The organism is Pseudahrensia aquimaris, from assembly GCF_042676045.1.
GTDB lineage: Bacteria > Pseudomonadota > Alphaproteobacteria > Rhizobiales > Rhizobiaceae > Pseudahrensia > Pseudahrensia aquimaris.
Genome location: NZ_JBHTJV010000005.1, coordinates 182,599 through 201,417 on the forward strand (window position 1 = coordinate 182,599; position 18,819 = coordinate 201,417).

Consider the following 18,819-nt stretch of genomic DNA (forward strand, 5'->3'; position numbering starts at 1 on the left):
GCGCTTAGCCCCGCTTACGATTGAGCCACGTAGTCAGCTTGATTGTGCTTGCGCATCACATCTTCAAAACGGCGGGCGAAGGCTTCGTCGGCCAGTTGCTTGCGGCGCTGAATATCCTTGGTCGAGACCATGTTCTTCTCGTGCATCTCCAGCAGATCGCCGATATGCGACTGCGCGGCGGCACCGATGCCGGCCATTGTCGTTTCGGCCGCTGTATCAACCTTGTTGCCAAGCGTGTTGATCTTGTGCGCCACATCTTGCTGGGCTGCAGTCTTCAACGAGTCTTCCAGTGCCTTATAGAGCACAATCCGCTGTTCGGTATCGATGGTCAGCTTGTTAATCAGCGTTTGCTGTGCGGCCAACTGGTTGTTGAGCGAATCCACAAATGTCTGGAACATCGACGTGTAGCGTTCCAGCGTCTGGCTTTCGGCCAAAAGCTCCTGCTCTTTCGCCTGCATGGCGTTGTATTCGGTGGCCAACTCCGAGCGCTGCGATTCCAGTTCCGCGCGTTTGCTCTGGTTGGTCGCAACCGAAATCTGGTTCTCCAGATCCAGCAGCATCGGGTTCAATTCTTCGATACGCGCCTGCGTCTCTTCCAGCTGCTTGATGGCGCCCTGTCGACGCTCAATCACCTCACGCAAACTGGATTCAGATTTTGCATAGCGCTCGTCGAGCACATCTTTTTGCTCGGTCAAAATACCAGTAATCGTGTCAGACTTCGTCAGCAGTTCCTGCAAATTACCCGCAAGGCTCATGTTACGCACGCGGTCGGTGCGCATGCGTTGTGCACGCTGTTTGGAGAACACGCCAACGATTGATTCCCAAGTCGTATAACTTTTCATGCTCTCAAATTCAGAGCCAAACACGTTGGTCGCGTCTTCCAGCCCAATGATGAGATCGGCAATGTTGCCTTCCATGACCTTTTGCTGGGCCAGCACATCGTTGATGCGGGCATTTTCAATATCAAAGTTTGCATCACCGATGGTTTCGGCGGTTGCCACTTTTTCAATGACGATCTGGCTTTCCTTCAGCCGCTCGCGCATTTCTTCGACGGTTGATTTAGTCTTTTCGATCTCAGCGTCGAATTTGCTCATATTAGCCATTGGAAACCCTCTCCTCGATGCCGCCGCTAAGGCGCGCGGCGCAGCATTGCGTTAAGAGGAATATAAGTGAATGCAGCGGGTTTTCTAGCCGCCAAGCGGAAGGATTGTTATTAAACTCCCATTTCCCGCACAAAGACTTTAAGCACCTGCCGCTTGATACGGGTATAAAAGCTCTCCGCCTCGCCTTGAATGACGGAGATGCCACGAACAGCAGACGCTGGCAGAATCGCTTCATCAGCGCTCGGCACCATGTCGATCGCGTAATTCGCAGCCGTTGGGCGCAGCGCTTTCTTGTCACTTTCATCAACCGCAATGTCGCCTCCATAGCGCATTGCGAGATACGGCTCGTCCAAGCGCTCAACGCTGGCCACCGAAACGGAAGCCACTTGCAGCGGTGTCTTGGCTAGTTCCGGATTATCGGGAATGAAAGTAGCACGGGCACCCTCAGCAAAGCGGAACAGGTTTTGCTCCGACACATAGCCCTTCACCTTAAGCCGCTCACGGTCTTGTATCGTTGCCATTGGCGTTTTCACATTGGTCCAGATACCGACGTGAAGTTCCGGGTCCATATCCGTCACCACGCCAGCGAACGGCGCGCGCATTGTCAGTTGCTCGCGCACACGGTTTAGCCCATCCATCTCTTCTCGCACTTCGTTTAATTCATTTTCCAGAACCACAAGCGAGGCCCGGTCACGGCTGTCGGCACCTGTGCGGTCGATGCGGCTTTCCAATAACCGCGCTCGCTCTTGCGCCTGCTTGAGCTTCTGGTCGATCTCCGGCGACGCCAGAACGGCCAGCACATCGCCCTCTTCGACTTTCATTCCGTCGACAAGTTTCAAGTCCACCACCTGTCCGGCAAATGGCGGGAACAAGGTTTGTTCGTGTTCGGCAGTCATCACCGAAGGCACAACGATGCGTGTGGACCAAGGAATGACAGCAACCGCGACGGCGCCAGCCAGCACGAGTGAAGTTACGAGGAAGCGTTTGGTTTTCATGATCTTATCCCGAATGCTCCACCAATGGCGCATTTCGCGTCCCACCGGCATGAGAATGAACCAGATGATCTCCACCGCAAACAGCAATATGCCGATGATCTTGATGAAGAAGGCATAGACGAGGATCGCAATGCCGAGAAAAAGGAAGAAGCGGTAAATCCACGTCGCCCAAGCGTGGATGATGACGGTGCGCCGCATTTTGCGGGTCAGCAGTTCTGGCGCAGGCTCGCCAAGGCCGAACAGGATTTCCCGCAACCGCCAGCGGGCCATCTCGAACCCGCGGTTCTGCATATTCTGAAAACCCAACGCGTCGGAGAGGATGTAATAGCCGTCAAAGCGCATCAGCGGGTTTAGGTTTACGAAAAGCGACGTGATCCAGGACGTTGTGGCAATAGCGAAAAAGCAAAGCCGCAAGCCACCCTCGGGCAAAAACACCCAAATGAACGTTGCCAGACAAGCCAGCGTCAGTTCAGTGAAAATCCCCGCCCCGTCGATCATCAACCGCTCGCGCCGCGACTTCAGTCTCCACGCGCCGGATGTATCGGTATAAAGCACCGGCATCAGCACCATGAACGCAACGCCAATCGTCGGCACGCGCAATCCGTAGCGCACCGCCATGTAGGCATGCCCCAATTCGTGTAGTGACTTCACCACCACAAGGCTTGCGCCATAAAGCAGCGCCCCCTGCCACGAGAGGAGAAACTGGAACGTGCCCGCAAATTGGTCCCACTGCCGCGAAACCAGATACAGCCCGATCAATCCGATAATCGCATAAATCCAAACCGCCGTGCGGGTGAACAACGGCGAGACGGCAGGCCACGTTCGGCGCAGAAACTTATCCGGCCGCACCAACGGAATGCGGAAGAAAAGATAGGAATGCATCATGGTCGAGAACCAGGATTTCTTCTGGTTCTGCACCGTCTGCGCCATCAATTTGTAATCGTTATTGGGAATATCGCGCACCAGCGCGTTGGAAATCAGAAAGTGGACTGCTTCGGCGATGTCTTCTTCACTTACCACGCGCCCAAATTCTGTTCGAATGGTGCGGATGAGCTTCTTGGCCTCTCCCACACGCCAAACCATCAGCATGTCCAGCAACTCGCGACCGATTTCGAAATAGCGGCCAGCGACAGGATCGAAAATCACCCAAGCGGGTGCGCCGTTGGCCAGCGGTGCGGTTTTGACGATCTCCAGATCATCGCGCAGCACCGGCAGCGGAACAGGTTCATTCCCCTCTTGCTGGCTTAACACCGCGTCCTCCTACCACCCGGTCCATTGCCGGATCGTCGCAAGAGGTTTTCTAAACAGGAAGTAAGCCAGCTTCACCTTCTCGCCGTGCACCTGCGCCGTGCCGCGAAGACCGATGCGCGGCTTCGCAACATCGTCGGCAAAACGTGCCTTCACGCGATAACTCAATGCTCCTGCACCATCAGGCGCAGCGTGGAAACTGGCGGAGGTCAGCACACCATCGATTGGCTGAAGCGGATCAGAATCAAGATAAAGCTGCACATGGGCATCCTTCTCCAACACGATGGCGTCAGCGACCGGAAGGTTGACCGAAATCTCAACATTCGTGGGGTCAGCAATGCGCATAATGCGCTCGCCTGTCGAAACAGGACGACCCGTCCATGTGTCTTTGTCTGCAAAAATCACCAGCCCGCCTACAGCGGCCTTCACCACAGACTTGCCGAGCAATTCCTTGGCGTAGTCGTATTCGCCAGCCTTCAACGTCAACTCGCTCTGAGCGATGGACAGTTCGCGCTTGGCGATTGGGTCTGCAAACGACGTACGCAACGCCTGCGCATAGCGTGCTTCGGCTACGCTGACCGCTTGGCCCGCCAGCTTCACACGGTTGCGCAAGTCTGTGTCCGAATAGGAAAACAGCGCGGTGCCCGCTTCAACCATCGTGTTGGGGTCGACCTTTACAGTCTCGATCACACCATCAATGGGAGCGGCCACGATATTGGCATCTGCCGCCGTCACTTCAGCAGGTGCAAGCACGGTCAGCGGCACGGGAATGAAACCAGCGAGCAAAACCGCAATCGCTCCAAGCCCCATAAACAGCGAGCGCGAGCGCAAACGGCGTTTGGTTTTGCGCGGGCCAGACAGAGCCTCCCACGCGTGGGAATAGGTTTCGCAAAGACGGGCGGCGGCCACGAGGCTGCGCTCATCCCATTCGCTTTCGCGGGTAAAGGCCAGGTGCGCAAAGATCGTGCCGTCGCGCAGCATCAATGGCAGCATTGCCATCTGTCCAAACGGATAGGACTTGGCATCAATGTCGCCCTGCTCCGCCTCGCGGTGGACGTCAAAGGTCACAATCTTGTCAGAATTTTCACCCTTTAGCTTGTTCTTGGCGAGGGACTCAATCCAGCGAATAAATGTTGACGAGCGGTCAACAGCCGAAAGCGATGAGACAGCTTGAACTCGGTGACCCTTTTTGCCGTGGCGCAGCAGCAGCATAGACTGGCGATATTGCAGTGCAGCCCGCGAACCGTTGACCATTAAATAGCCAAGCTCCGCTTCGCTTTCGGCTTTGCGTGCTTCGCGCTCAAGGCTCAACATACCGTTGGCGATGTCACTTTCAGAAGCTGCACGAGGTTTTGCAGTTTTTTCAGGCGCAGGTTTTCCCTGTTGCGGCGCAGATGGTTTTGTCCGCACTTCAACACGATCGGCCGGTTTGGCGCTCAATCGTCCAAGACGCGAAAAAGCAGAACTGCTTTCGCCGCCCTGCCCGTCTGTCTTCGCCGTGTTTTGTGGCATCCCTGCTGTTGCCTTGTTCATTCGGTTTTCCCGCTTTGTCTTAAAGGCTGATAGCCGGCGCGAGCATGTCGCGCCGGCTGAAATGTCATTGACCTCAATTGGTCGGAGGGTTGAACTTTGCAGTCCCGCTCATGCCAGCCAGAACATTCGCAGGACGCTGCACGAACGTGCCCGTCAGCTTGATCGTCTGGCTAACAGCATCAACTTTGGCACCGAGACGCTCAACGCGGGCCTTGAAGCTCTTGCCCAGTTCATCAACCTCGAAATCAAACTCGGACCCTTTGTTCACCCAACGCAACCATGTTGATGGAACGATCAGATCCAGCTCCAGCGCGCTGTCATCAACAACCGTCATGATCGGCGCATTGGCAGCAGGAATTTCGTAAGGCTCGGCATGGCGTTCAACCACACGACCGTTGAACGGAGCTGCTATACGGCAGAGGCTGATTACCTCAGTCAGCGCATCAACAGAAGCCTTGGCTGATGCAACATCAGCGGCAGCTTCGCGCACTTCTTGGGAACCCGCAGCACCACGAGATTTCAAACGGCGCTTGCCCTGATAAAAGGACGAAGCCTTGTTCAAAGATGCGTTCGCACCGCGCAAATCAGCCCGCTGGCGAGCGCAATCAAACAGAACCAGCTCATCACCTTTTTTGAAAGTCTGGCCGTTCTTGAACGGCAACTTTTCGATCTTGGCGGCAACACCAGCACCCAGGGTCACTTCAGCATTTGGCTCAACCACACCACGCGCATCGTATGCACTTGTCTTCGTGTCATTGACCGAAGCCGTGGTCGTTTTGTCGACATTGCCCTTACGAACCTTTTTCATCAATTCTTTGCGCTGCTCTGTGGTCATTTCCTGAACCGCAGTTGAAGCGGATTGTCCGGCATGACCGGGTACCGCCAGCATGGTAGCCAGACCGATGGTCACGGTGGTGGCAAGAATGGTCGTTTTCATGATTGCAACTTCTTTCATCATCACTTGATCGGAGCCGCCCAACACACAATGCTAGGCGGCAACTGGTTATCGATCGTTATTGATTATCTGCGGTGTTTTAGACGTATTGGGCTTACCCAAGCCCATAACGTCGCGCAGGAAATTACCCTTTTTGCGCGTCACAGAACCGGTGCGCAGGTCGCCCCAGTCTTTCGTCTCTTTGACGAAAGGATCTTTGTTGTAGGTAGAAGTCTTGTTTGTGACCGCATGGACATGACCCTGCTGCGCGCGGAAACGTTTGGCAGATGCCATCGCACTGGTGATGCCAGACTTGTCACCACGTTCAATCCACATGCCCTTGAGCGAGGATGCGAGACTGTCGACCGACTGGTTTGTGTCGAATTTGCCGGGATACGGGTCAAGACCCATAGAAGCGAAGATGTTGGCATAGGCGTTTTGCAGATCGGCATATGCGATATCCGCAGCCACCTGAGACGCCAGCGTGTTCATTTCTTCGCGGATGAGCGTCTGTTCGCTTGCCTGACCTTCATCATTGCTGATGCGAATTTGCTTCAAGATGCCCTTCTGCACTTTCAGGTGCTTGCGCGCCGTGTGGTACAGCTTGTGCGAATGTCCGTAGCGTACGCGGCTCACATGAACTTGCGTGATGATTGCCATCGTCACGGCCAGTGCACGAGCGTCCAGCACTTCCTCTTCAGCAGCGATCAAACGCTTTTGAGCGGGATACTTGAACACCTGCATGACGTTCCACGTCGCACGAGCGCCCCAACCAACCCAATTGGAATTGTAGAGGTAGCTGTCGCTGTCCCAGTTGGCCGAGGCAAACAGGTTCACACCAGGAAGCAGTTCAAGCAGCGCCCGCTTGGATTCTTTGGCGTTGATGCGCAACTTGTATTGTATGTCGCGAATTTCCGGGCGGTTTTCCAGAGCAGCAAAAACCATTTCCTCGCCGTCCATATCGAGCGAATTGTCATGCACGCCAGATTTCGGCGCAGCCAATTGGAAGTGTTCGCCGGGACGAATGTTCATGAGAGCAGCTAGCTGCAATTTGGCGAGCGATAGGTCTTTCTGCAGACGCTGGATGCGCTGCTGGATCTCGACCAGTTCACGCTGATATGTCAGCGCGGTCAGCGGCGAGGCTTCGCCGTCCAGTTGCAGTTTTTCTGAGTTCTTCAGCGCACGCTTCGCACGGCCTTCAAGAGCACGAAGCCCTTTCACCAGACGATCAGCCGACACGGCACGCCAATAGGCGGTACGCACGTCTTCAATCACACGGTTGATGATCTTGCGACGGTTCTCTTCGGCAACCAAAACCTGATCGGCTGCTTGTTGAGCACGGACGTAGCTGAGGCCGAAATCAAGAATGTTCCAGGACAGCGAAATATCCTCTTGGAACTTCTCGCGGTCGGGAAACAGAATTGAATTCTTGTTGCCGGAATTGTTATCGCGGCCAGAATAGAGCGCAGACGTTGCCAGCTTCGGTAGCGTATCAAGACGCGCCGTCTCAAGTTTCCGGGCAGCCAGCGATTCATTGAAAATCTCAACATGGAAGTCGAGATTGTATTTCAATGCACGCGCCATCGCTTCATGGATGGTAATGCCCTTTGTGATCGGCTCTTGTTGGGCTGTAACCCGTGCGAGCTTGTCATCTGCAAAACTTTTGACAGAACCTGTCGTCAGCGGCTTCGGAGAAATACTGCAGGCAGAGACTGTCAATGCCAATGCCGTGGTGAGAATTATACGCTTCACTGTTACGCCCTCGTACTACCTTGATTTGCCCAGCATGTCGGCAACGACACTTAGGGCGGTTTCAAGGTCATTTATCGCTTGTTAGGGCTAATGAAGACTTAACGCCGCCATGAATTTTTCCTTTTTCTTCACCATAAATACAATCAACCGAAACAAGAAAAAGGGGAACTTCCAGTTGGAAATTCCCCTTTTTATCAGCGCACTAAATTATTGAGCAGTTACTTTGACCCGCGTATGCGTTCAGGCTCCACCGGTTTTTCAATTACCGGCGCACCCGCTTTCTCATCTTTCCCGTCATCAACAAGCTCAACAACAGAGCCGTCGGCCAGGTCAACGCGCACCATACGCTTGGCTTCTTCACCAATGCTCAATTCCAGCTCCACCGCGATCACATTCGCTGGCGGATTAGCGGAAATAAACCCGGCTCGCAGAACCTTCATCCATGCAGGCAGTTCGTCTCCACCACGAAGTGCAATGGTCAGATCATCCATAAAAGAGCGGTCATCGCCAGGCATCGTAATTTCGATAAACAAGGCTGCTCCGGTGCGGTTGGCCTCGATGGTTAGATTCTCCACGCTTACAGCTTCAGAACTACCCGGCAGGTATGTGTCTTCAGAAACGGCTGCACCGATCCACTCACCAGCAGCATCGAGATCATCGAATGCTTCCTCTGGAATAGCCCCACCCACGATTGAAGCGGACTGCGTTGCGTTCAGCGAGTCCATACCATCAACTGCTGCTGTCAAGATCAGTGAATTGTCGTCCAGCAGATCGATGCCGGACAGGTCTTCTGCTTCATTGAGAGCGTCAAGCAGCGATGAGTTTGAAACTTCTGTTGCACTGACCAAGCGCGACGGTGTCAACGCAAACGCGCTTGCCTCATCGGCAGCCACGCCACCAAACTTGGGCTCTTCAACCGCTGATCCCAAATCGAACACACGCAATGTCAAAGTCTGTGAAACGACACCACCCTGACCATCGTCAGCAGTCATGATCACGTAGTAAGGCTCAACCCGCTGCGTGCCAGCTTCCAGCGTGCCGGAAATCAGGGCAGAATCGGGAGCGAAAGTTAGGCCAGCCGGCAGTCCAGTCACTTGGAAAGTCAGCGGATCGGTATCGTTGCCACCATCGACGAATGCAGCAGAGACATCAAAGAAAACATCCTGCGTCTCTTGAGTGCGTATGATAGGCGCCGGGCCAGTTGGAACAGGCGCCTCATTTTGTGGCACGAACGTTACCACGGTAGCAGCCGTGCCACCTTGGTTATCGTCCGCTGCCAGTGCCACCGTCACGGGGCCAAACAGAGCAGCGTCGCTCGGCACAGTGCCGGTCAGCACTCCATTTGAAACGTCATAGCTCATCCAGACGGGAAGCCCGGTTGCATCAATCGTCAGCACATCGCCATCCGCGTCATTGAACAAATCGCCAACCACATAGGCAAAATCGCTGCCTTCAAACAGTGGCACAGTCTGTGCGGGAGACGCGGTTGGGATCGTGTTGAGCACGTCCATGTTGAACGACACGCTAGCGACCGGGCTGAGACCGTCCGTCGCTTCCACTGTGATCGTATAAGGTCCGCTCTGCGAAGCATCAGAGGCAATCTGGCCGCTGATAATGCCCGTTGAAGCGTTGATCGATAGACCAGCCGGCAAGCCGCTGGCCGCGAACGCAAGCGCGTCGCCATCCACATCAGCGAAGTGTTGGCCCATCGGCAGATTGACAATTTCGCCGTCATTCAAAGTCCGGTTGGAAGGCGTGGAAACCGCCAGCGTCGGATCGTTCACCGGCGTCACGTCGTAGATGATCTCGGCGCTTGCCGTGTCTGTGCCGTCGCTTACCGTATAGCTTACTACGACTTGACCGAAGAAATCCGGGTTTGGCGTGAACAGAAGCGTTTCGCCATCAGCATCGACTACGATTGTGCCGTTATCGACAGGGACGGAACTACCAGCCGAAACCGCGATGCCTTGCACTGCGGTCAACGTCAACGGATCACCTTCCGGATCGCTGTCGTTAGCGGCAATCGGATTGAATGAAACACTGGTATCTTCAGCCAAAATGACCGGGCCATCATCTTGCGGACGTGGCGCATCGTTGACCGGGATCACATCAATGGAAACACTGGACACATCGCTCGCCTGCCCGTCCGTGACGCGGTAAGAGAAACTTATGGCACCGTTGTAATCGGCAGCGGGCACAAATTCGACATCCATACCGTCAGCAGCAAGCGTTACGCTGCCATTGGCAATATTGACCGTCTCGCCGGGCGCAATCGCAACACCGTCAATTTCGATGATCTGCAACACATCGCCATCAAGATCGGTGTCATTGGCCAGTGGCGAAATCGTTATCGTCCCATCTTCCAGCATGGTGAAGCCAGCATCAGCTTGAGCAACGGGAACATCGTTGACTGAGATCACTTCAATGGTGCTCGTCGCGGCAGGGGAATCGTCCGTGCCATCATTGACCGTTACCGAGAACACGCGGTCGTCAGTCGATGGCGATTCAGAATCTGACGAGTAAAGAACGGAAGCGAGAGCCGCTTCGTATTCCGCCAAAGTGGCTGTACCAGTCATCAGCACGGTCACAGGACCAGGCGCGGAAAGCGTCCCGGATGGCGTAACCGAAATCGAGATCGGGCCAACATTTGCCGGCGCCGAGACAATATCGCCTACCTGCCCATTGGTCAGTTGCACCACAGCGCTTTCAATATTCGCGTCGTCAACGTCTCCAACAGCAACCGAAGAACCGATCACTGCAATCGGCGCATCATTCTCGGTGTATTGGGCAACATAATTATCACCGCTACCGCCACCGTTCAGATCAACATCCGGTTCGTCGTTCACGGAAGAAACCAGAACATCGACAAAGGCCGAAGCCGTAGCGCCGTCGCCATCGGTGATCGTGTATTCAAAGCCAGCTGCACCAAAGAAATTTGCATCAGGGGTGAACTCAATCAAACCGGAACCATTAAGCGCAACCGTGCCATTGAGCGGATTGCCGACGCCGGAGAACACCAGTGGTGCCGCCTCAAGATCGGTATCATTGGCCATCAGATCAGCCGGATCGACAGTCAGAACACCGTCCTCATCAATTGATAGAGCCTGATCCGCATTTGCTACCGGCAGATCGTTGACGCTGACGACATTGATCGTCGTTGTCACAACGATTGATGTGTCTTCGCCATCAAATGCAGTCATTTCCAGAACGCGCGGCGTTGTGTCCGGCTCTTCCGTCACATTCGCGTATTCAATCGCGGCAAACGCCGCTTCGTATTCGGCAATAGTTCCCGTTCCAACCAAACTGATCGTCACAGGACCGGGCGCAACCAGCGAGCCGGTGGGAGAGACAAAAATTGAAATTGCACCAAGGCTGCCCGGTGCAGTGAGCCTGTCGCCAATCTGCCCGTTGGTCAGCACGATTTCCGCGCTCTCCAGTTCGGTATCATCTTGGTCGTAGATATCAAAATCAGCTGCGACGATGGAAAGCGGCGCATCGTTTTCAGTATAGGTGATGGTATAATTTACGCCGGAGGCAGCAACGCCATTCGCATCCAGTTCAGGCGCATCATTAATCGGGGTGACATCTATCGCCACCGTCGCTGTTGAGACCGCGCCATCGGGGTCGGTGATTTCGTAGTCAAAACTATCCGAACCAAAATAGGCATTGTCTGGCGTATAGATGATGTTGCCGGAACCGTTGATAACAACGGTGCCATTGGTTGCACCGGAGACGCTGGTGATCGTCAGGTTGGTATCATCAAGATCAATGTCGTTGCCAAGCAGTTCAGCAGGCGTGATCGTCAACGCCTCGTTTTCGCCAGTTGTCAGCGGGCCATCGCCAACGGCCGTCGGCAAATCGTTGACCGCCGTGACAGCGATGCTCGATGTGGCGACCAGTGAAGTCGTCTCGCCATCGTCCGCCTGAATGGTGATCGTGCGCGTTGTCTCGTTCGGATCTTCCGAAACAGACGCATAGCGCACCGCCTGCAATGCAATCTGATAATCCGCCAAAGATGCAGAACCAAACAGTGTCATCGTAATGGTGCCATCGACGACCAGAGCGCTGCTCGGCGTAATGGAAGCGGTGATACCAGAAGGCAGCGCTTCATGGCTCAGCACATCGCCAATACGGCCATTTGTCAGCACAAGCGTCACACCCTCCAATTGCGCGTCGTCCACATCAGCCAGCGTAACCGTACCATCGACAACAGCGATGGGTGGGTCATTTTCAGTGTAGCTCGCCGAGAAATCGATACCGAGTTCGTTGGCATCAAGATCGATGAAAGGCGTATCGTTGACCGGCGTTACATCCAAAGTAACCGTGCCAATAGCCGTCTCGCCATTACCGTCATTGATCACGTAATCGAATTGTGCCGGACCGAAATAGTCGCTGTCCGGTGTGAACTCGATGTCACCGGATCCGGTGATCACAGCAGAACCGTTGGTCACGTTGTCGATGGACATGAAAGTAAGCGCATCGCCGTCAGGGTCGCTGTCATTGGACAACAGTGCAGATGGAGCGATGATCAAAGTGGTATCTTCTGCCAAAACAAACGGGCCGTCATTCACCGCCACTGGCGCATCATTGACGGGCACGATCAAGATTTCGCTGATAGCAATCAGCGAGGTGTCTTCGCCATCATTGGCGACAATCTCAATTTGGCGAGGCGTTACATCTGGCCGGTCGGATGAAGTTTCAAACCGCAAGGTCTGCAAAGCGGAACGATAGTCCGCTAGCGTCGCGTTGCCAGCCAGAGAAAGCTGGATTTCACCATCAACAATCAGATTGCTGCTTGGATTGACCACAAGGGTTATGCCAGCAGGCAGGGTGCCTTCAGAGAAAAGACGGTCGCCTACGAGCCCATTGGTCAGCCGCGCCGTGACAAAAGCCAAGTTGGAATCGTCGCGGTCAGTCAATGTCAGATCGGCACTAACCAGCGCCACACCCGGCCCATTCTCAAAATATGTATCCTGATGGTCGATACCCGATGCGGTGCCATCGAGGTCAAGCTCCGGCACGTCATTCACCGACTGAACGGTCAGTCGAACGGTCGCGATGGAAGTCTCACCATCAGCGTCGGAAATCTCATAATCAAAGGCGGCCGGCCCAAAATAATCAGCGTCTGGCACAAAGCGAATATCGCCATTGCCCATAAAGGTCACGGAACCGTTGATTGGATTGAGAACGTCCGTCACCGTTAGCGGTTCAAGATCAGGGTCCGTATCGTTAGCCAACAGATCAGTGGGCGAAATGACAAAACTGGCGTCTTCCAGCAGAGTAAAGAAACCGTCATCGTTGGCTTGCGGTCCATCGTTTGTTGGCGATACCGAAATTGCAACCGTCGCAGAGTTGGAGTCCAAGCCGTTACCGTTTGCCGAAATCTCAATCATCCGGCCAGACAGGTTTGGAGCATCGCTGATTGTCTCAAACGTAATCGCTTGGAGGGCGGCAGTGTAGTTGGCACTCGTTGTCGGGTTCGACAAAATAATCGTCACGGGACCGTCAGCCGTCAGACCCGTCAAGCCGCTGGAAGGGGTGACATTGGCTGCAATGCCACCGGGCAAGGCACCAATCGAAAAACGATCGCCAACAAAGCCGTTTGTAAGTGTAATAGTCAGAGTGTCGATCGTTCCACCATCGGGGTTGAGCACAAACCCCGTGCTATCAAGCAGCGAAACTGGCGCGCCACCTTCAACATAGTTTGCCGTGTAATCGCGCCCGGGGATAACACCGTTCAAATCAATGCGCGGCGCATCAAGAACCGATGTGACGGTGATGGTCACGGTCGCGTCAGCGGTGGCACCATTGCCATCAGCAATCGTGTAGGTGAACTGAGCGGTGCCGTTGAAGTCTGCATTTGGCGTAAAGACAACATCACCCGAACCGTCAAGCACAGCGTTCCCGTTAGCGCCGCCATCAACGGCAATGATTGTGATGGGATCAAAGTCTGCGTCGCTGTCGTTGAACAGCAATGTCGAGGCCGCAATTGTGATGCTGGAATCTTCCGCAACCGGCGTTGAAAGCACATCATCTTGCGCATCCGGCGCAACGTTAGAGCCCACTACATTGATACGGGCGGTAGCCACCAAACTCGGGTCGATGCCGTCATTGGTCTGGAACTCTATCTGACGCAGCCCGGCAAGATCGGCACTGGACGTGTTCTGGTAGGTTACTTCGCGAAGGATCTCGTTTACCAGCGCGATAGGCATAGCGCCGCCACCGTTGAGAACCACCGAGATATCGGCGGCGCCATCGTAAGTGATGTCCACGCTCTCGCCGGCAAAAGTCACCGTCTGCGTGTCCGCAGTGCCGAATGTCAGCGCATGACCCGCAACGGTAACCACTTCGGAACCAGATTGCAGGAAATCAACCAGCGTCAAATCGAGACGGGTAAAGTCATCGTTATCGCCATCAACCACCTCGGCATCCAGACTGTTGATCCGCAACGGCGGATCGTCAGGACTGAAACTGGAAATTCCTGATGGACCGGAAAGCAGCGGGCCGTTCAAGTCGACTACAGTGATGATGTTGATGCCGTCGATCTGGACGTTGACTGTTGCAATGCTGGACGCTCCGAACTCGTCTTCCACCCGATAGGTGAACGAGTCCGCGCCCAATCCGCCTGGCGGCAGGCTGTTGAACACGCCATTTGGATCGTAGGTGAACACACCGTTGGATTGCATTGTCACAATCGCGCCGGAAGGAATGGTCACGGATTCGCCCACGATCAGTGCAGAACCATTCACCGCATTGGTCGTCAGGCTATGGCCTTCAGCATCAGTATCAGAGCCGAATGGGTTGTTCAGAACATCAATCTGCCCAACCGTGATTTCATCTACGATCACCGTATCATCTTGGGCATTTGGCGCGCTGTTATCGCTCACCTCAATAGTAACTTGCGCCACATCAAGCCCGATGCGCGTGTTAACCGAATTGGAAAGCGACAGAGCAAAGTTTTCACGAATCTCGAAGGTTGGATCATCGACAATGGACAGAGCGACCGTCATCGTCGGAGTGACCGCATTGGGCCGCGAGAACAAAATGCTGGTGCCGTTTGCAATCGTCGGGCTGCCGTCAAAGCTGTAATTGGTAAACAGGCCATTCGGCCCCTCAATGCCGACGGTCGCAGATTGGCCGCCGCTCGCGCCACCACCAAAATCAATGTCCTGATAGTTCATGCGAACCGAGCCATCGGCCTCGCTCAAAATCAATTGGAACGTTCCAGTGCCCGGCCCGCCGCCTTCGCGGCTCACGTCATTCCATTGAATGATAAATTCGCGGATGCCCTCGGGTGCATCCGTTGTTCTCACCAACACGTCGCCAGAGGCTTGCGTGAGATCGTCCCAAAGCGCTGCAATTGCCGGACGGCCACCAAAGGCTGTTCCGTCGAGCGCCACGTTGTTCGACACGCCAATGGGGCTGCCGAAGGTCACATAGCCATCGGAGGAGACAAAGACGCTGTCATAGTCTTCGCCGAAGAAATTGAAATCAAATCCGATACCGGTTGACGCAATGCCGTCATTGCCCAGCGACAACGCCAAGTCAGAATCACCGGGTCCACTAATGTCCACAAATGTGCCGGCAGGGTCGACAACGGCCGGATATGCGGCGAGCGGAGCGGTATATTCCAGCGTATCGCCAACGCGAGAGAAGCCATCGTCAGACGTAAAGGCAACAGCATCGTCCAGCGCGTCATACAAAACCCCGACATCCGCAGCCGATGCGCCCAAATTGGAGAAAGCGAAATCGACACTAACCATCTTGCCGGGCTCTTGAGCGCCAAACAGTTCGATTTCAAAAACAGCGTTGTCACCCTCATTCACAGGGCTTGTCGGGCCGCTGATGTTCCACACCGGCTGCACATCCACCACCACAGTTGCTGAATCTGTCGAGCCATCAAGGTCGCGCATTCCATAGGTGAAGACGGCAAGCCCCGAAAACGTGCCAGACGGTGTGAAAATGATGTTCTCGCTGCTGTCCATGCTCACAACGCCCATACCGTTTGGCAGGGTAACGGGATTGGACGTGTTGATACCTTGGCCATCAACCTCGGTTACAAGACCGCCGCCATCAGGAATAAAGTCGTTGAACAACAGCGGCAGCGTTACAGGAATTCCAGAGCCCGTAATGGCCCTATCGTTGACCGCGGCAACCGGATCATCATTACTGTTAAGATCAATGACGAGCGGCACCGGACCCACAACGTTGGAAACGGAGGTGACATTGTTTTCAGGCGAAACTTCAGTCGTTGTCACAAAGACTTCGAGCGGATAAATCACATCGTTCCCGGTCTGTGGCGGGACGAACAACACGTCGGAAAGGTCCGCCAGCGACAGATTGATCATGCCTGCCGTGACGGTTCTTTCCACGCCACTCACGAATATCTGCGCACCGGTTGGAATGTTTCCGATCATGATATCGGTGATCATCTCTGACCCGTCTTCATCAAACAGTTCCAGCGTGATCGCCGTTCCGATTTGCACCGTTGCATCAACCGGACCACCCACAGCATCAATGGCAATGATGGCAGCGTCCGCAACAGCATTCACTTCGAACGTGACAGAACGGGTGTCCATCATCATCGAGCCATCAGCTTCCTGTGTCGTGGCAACGATGTTGATCGTTATGTCTTCATCGCTGTTTTCAAGCGGCAACACCCGCAATTGCGACAAGTCCCAACCGTCGATTTCGACATTCGCGAAAGGTGTGGGTGAAGTGTAGATGTTCGTGCCATCCGTCAGCACAACACCTGTGGGAATGTTGTTCACCCGTACGGTTTGCGTTTGTGACGGATCGGCAACTGAAAACGAAACCGAAATCGGGTCGGAAGAAGCATCCTCATCCGAAACATTGTCAGGCTGCACCACATCCAGCGTGATCGGATCGACCACAGGTTTGATGTTGAAAGTCGCCCAGCTTGTCGTCAGTTGTGTGCCGTCGCTTATGGTGTAGCGGATGAATTCGGTGCCGCTTTCATTGGATGCGGGGAAATATGAAAATGAGCCATCGCTGTTCAGCAGGAACGTCGCACCGCTTGGCAGATTGGCAGGCGGACCTCCAACGCTGATAGCATCGCCATTGGAATCAAACGCTGCAATAACGTTCAAATTGCCGCCATCCGGGTCTCTGTCATTGGCCAGCAGCCCAGTTGCAGCGGTAGCATTGATCGGCGTGTCTTCGTTTTCCACATAGACATTAGGCACAGCATTCGGCGTGCCATCGACCACACCAAATGTGATCGTCGTTTGCGCACCCGTCGTCGTAATCAGCCCGTCGCGCAGTTCAAACGTAATGATGCGCGGCGTGGTGCGGTCAAAGTTCGCGTCGCTCTCGGTGTTTTCATAAGTGATCGCCTGAAGCGCTGTCTCGTAATTCTCGTTCAAAGAACGGCCAGCCAGCGTCACAACAATTTCGCCCGGCATGGACGTATCAACCGTCGCGTTGATGCCCAAGGCCGTCATGACACCTGTATCAACGTTCAGCACATCGCCGCTGGATGCGTTTGTGAGCGTTACAACTACAGATTCCATAAGGTAGCTGTCGATATCCATGATGGTCACATCTTGGTCGACAATAGGAACGGGCGAATCCGCAATCGGTCCTGCTGGCAGGCCGTTTAGATAAGCCACGGTATAGTTCTGGCCTACGGCAGTTGAATCGTTGCCATCAAGGTCCAATTCCTGTGTCGGCGTGACGACAGGGTTGGAGAAGATCACATCACCGTTGCCGTCCATGTCAAATTCGACGGTTGTGGTGTTGGAGTTGTAGCTGACGAGAAACTGCGAAGAATTGGCCCAATAGGCACCAACTTGCGAAAGCGGATTATTGTTTCCCTGCGTTGTGCCAGCGACCATCAAGTCAAAGTCATCGTCAGAAATATCGAGATCCGTGCCAGCCTCGGTTGTGTAGCCATAGAGGTTGGCAAGATTGATGTTAACGGATTCCTCAATCATCGGAGAGCCGACGCGGCCGTCAATATCACTGAAGGTAATGTTGATTTCAGCCGGATTCGCCAACATGCCCGTGACAGGGTCAATAATTTCCCAGAGCACGCCCGTTGTGCCTGTTGTCAAAACTCGATCGGGACCGTTGGTGCCCACTTCAGCACCGAAATTGGTCAAAACCACCCGCATATCGCCGCCCGGTTGGACGGTTTCAAAGGTGGTGGAAACGGTTTCCGACTGCTGCAAAACCGTTGCCCGCAAGCTAAACGTCTGGGTTGGGTCGCCATTGTCCGGGTCGAAAGTGACAGCGCCATTCCACAGCGCAACCGTGCCCAACATGCCCACAACCCCCCCGCTGGGGTTGGAAATTTCCGGTTGGGCCAAAGCCTCAATGGTGAATTCTGGGCCAAGGATGCCCTGCCATTCAGGTGCAGAGAAAACCGTTGCTTCAACCTCACCCACCTGGACTTCTAGATCCCAGTCGCCAGACAGGCTTTCGTGGCCGGTCAGATCGTCGGAAGCAGCGATGTCAGCGCCTGTTGCTTCAGCCAGCAAAGCTGCCGCGCGCTCTCCAACAGCGCCTTGGCCAAACGAACAGCCGTAAATCAGAATGTCGGCGTCATCGCCAAGCGCCTGGCTCAAGCCACGAAGTGTTTCTCGATACTGACCGGTAATCGTCGCTGCCGTCAGTTCGCCATCACCCAGTTGCAAACTGCCAGCCGAACCGTGGGCAAAAATGTGTACCGCATCATACGACACTGCGCCTTCGAGCGCTTGCGCAATTTGCTCAACGCCATCGCGCCCAGCCTCAATCATAACGACCTGTGCGCCCGGCTCCAGCGCCGAAATCAGATCTTCCTGATCGGGAACGCCTGCGTCGATGAACACGATTTCACGACGCTCGGAAGCAACTGATTCGCCCGAACGCTCAAAATCCTTCACCCCTGCCGCAGCACCATCAGTCTCGTCTTGAACCGCATGACTGGTCGCCATGTAATCGTCGGCCAACTGGCTGTGCGCCGCTTGACCAGCAATATCGAGCGCGGTTTCTACCGTCGCCGCATCCAACAGAATGCGCGGTTCCAGCGCCCGCATGAGCGGTTTTTCCCGTGAAGGGGCAGGCACGTCCTGCCTGTTCTTTCGTCTGAAAATCGATTTGAATCGCCCCGACATATGTCACGCTTTCCTGCCAACGAACACGCGCACTCCGCCTGACGACAGACAGAGTCCGGGCGTTCCACCCAAAACCTTTGGGGGAACAATGGGGTTAACATGGTTAGCATCGCGTTAATGATGAGCGATAACGG

Annotated in this window: 6 protein-coding genes; all 6 read right to left on the bottom strand. The window is 54.6% G+C overall.

The genetic code is table 11. The features are described 5' to 3' along the window. Positions 1-14: 14 nt before the first annotated feature. The 6 genes from ACFQ14_RS08325 to ACFQ14_RS08350 all read right to left on the bottom strand — a co-directional run bounded on the left by ACFQ14_RS08325 (position 15) and on the right by ACFQ14_RS08350 (position 18,637). Positions 15-1,103, bottom strand: a complete 1,089-nt coding sequence (locus tag ACFQ14_RS08325) for a hypothetical protein (protein WP_377212264.1) — start codon at positions 1,101-1,103, stop codon at positions 15-17. 110 nt (positions 1,104-1,213) lie between these two features. Next, a complete protein-coding gene (locus tag ACFQ14_RS08330) occupies positions 1,214-3,349 on the bottom strand; it encodes an HlyD family efflux transporter periplasmic adaptor subunit (protein WP_377212265.1) in 2,136 nt (711 codons plus the stop codon). Between the two features lie 9 nt (positions 3,350-3,358). Beyond that, positions 3,359-4,879, bottom strand: a complete 1,521-nt coding sequence (locus tag ACFQ14_RS08335; protein WP_377212266.1) for an efflux RND transporter periplasmic adaptor subunit — start codon at positions 4,877-4,879, stop codon at positions 3,359-3,361. Between the two features lie 73 nt (positions 4,880-4,952). Next, a complete protein-coding gene (locus ACFQ14_RS08340; protein WP_377212267.1) occupies positions 4,953-5,816 on the bottom strand; it encodes an efflux RND transporter periplasmic adaptor subunit in 864 nt (287 codons plus the stop codon). Between the two features lie 66 nt (positions 5,817-5,882). Beyond that, the gene (locus ACFQ14_RS08345; protein ID WP_377212268.1) at positions 5,883-7,565 is read right to left on the bottom strand and encodes a TolC family protein; all 1,683 of its coding nucleotides are present in this window, start codon (positions 7,563-7,565) and stop codon (positions 5,883-5,885) included. 218 nt (positions 7,566-7,783) lie between these two features. Next, the gene (locus tag ACFQ14_RS08350; protein WP_377212269.1) at positions 7,784-18,637 is read right to left on the bottom strand and encodes a tandem-95 repeat protein; all 10,854 of its coding nucleotides are present in this window, start codon (positions 18,635-18,637) and stop codon (positions 7,784-7,786) included. Between the last annotated feature and the right edge of the window lie 182 nt (positions 18,638-18,819).

Bases quoted from the DNA above. Each gene is read 5' to 3' on its own strand.
- ACFQ14_RS08325 (WP_377212264.1), bottom strand. From the start codon at position 1,103: ATGGCTAATATGAGCAAATTCGACGCTGAGATCGAAAAGACTAAATCA.
- ACFQ14_RS08335 (WP_377212266.1), bottom strand. From the start codon at position 4,879: ATGAACAAGGCAACAGCAGGGATGCCACAAAACACGGCGAAGACAGAC.
- ACFQ14_RS08340 (WP_377212267.1), bottom strand. From the start codon at position 5,816: ATGAAAACGACCATTCTTGCCACCACCGTGACCATCGGTCTGGCTACC.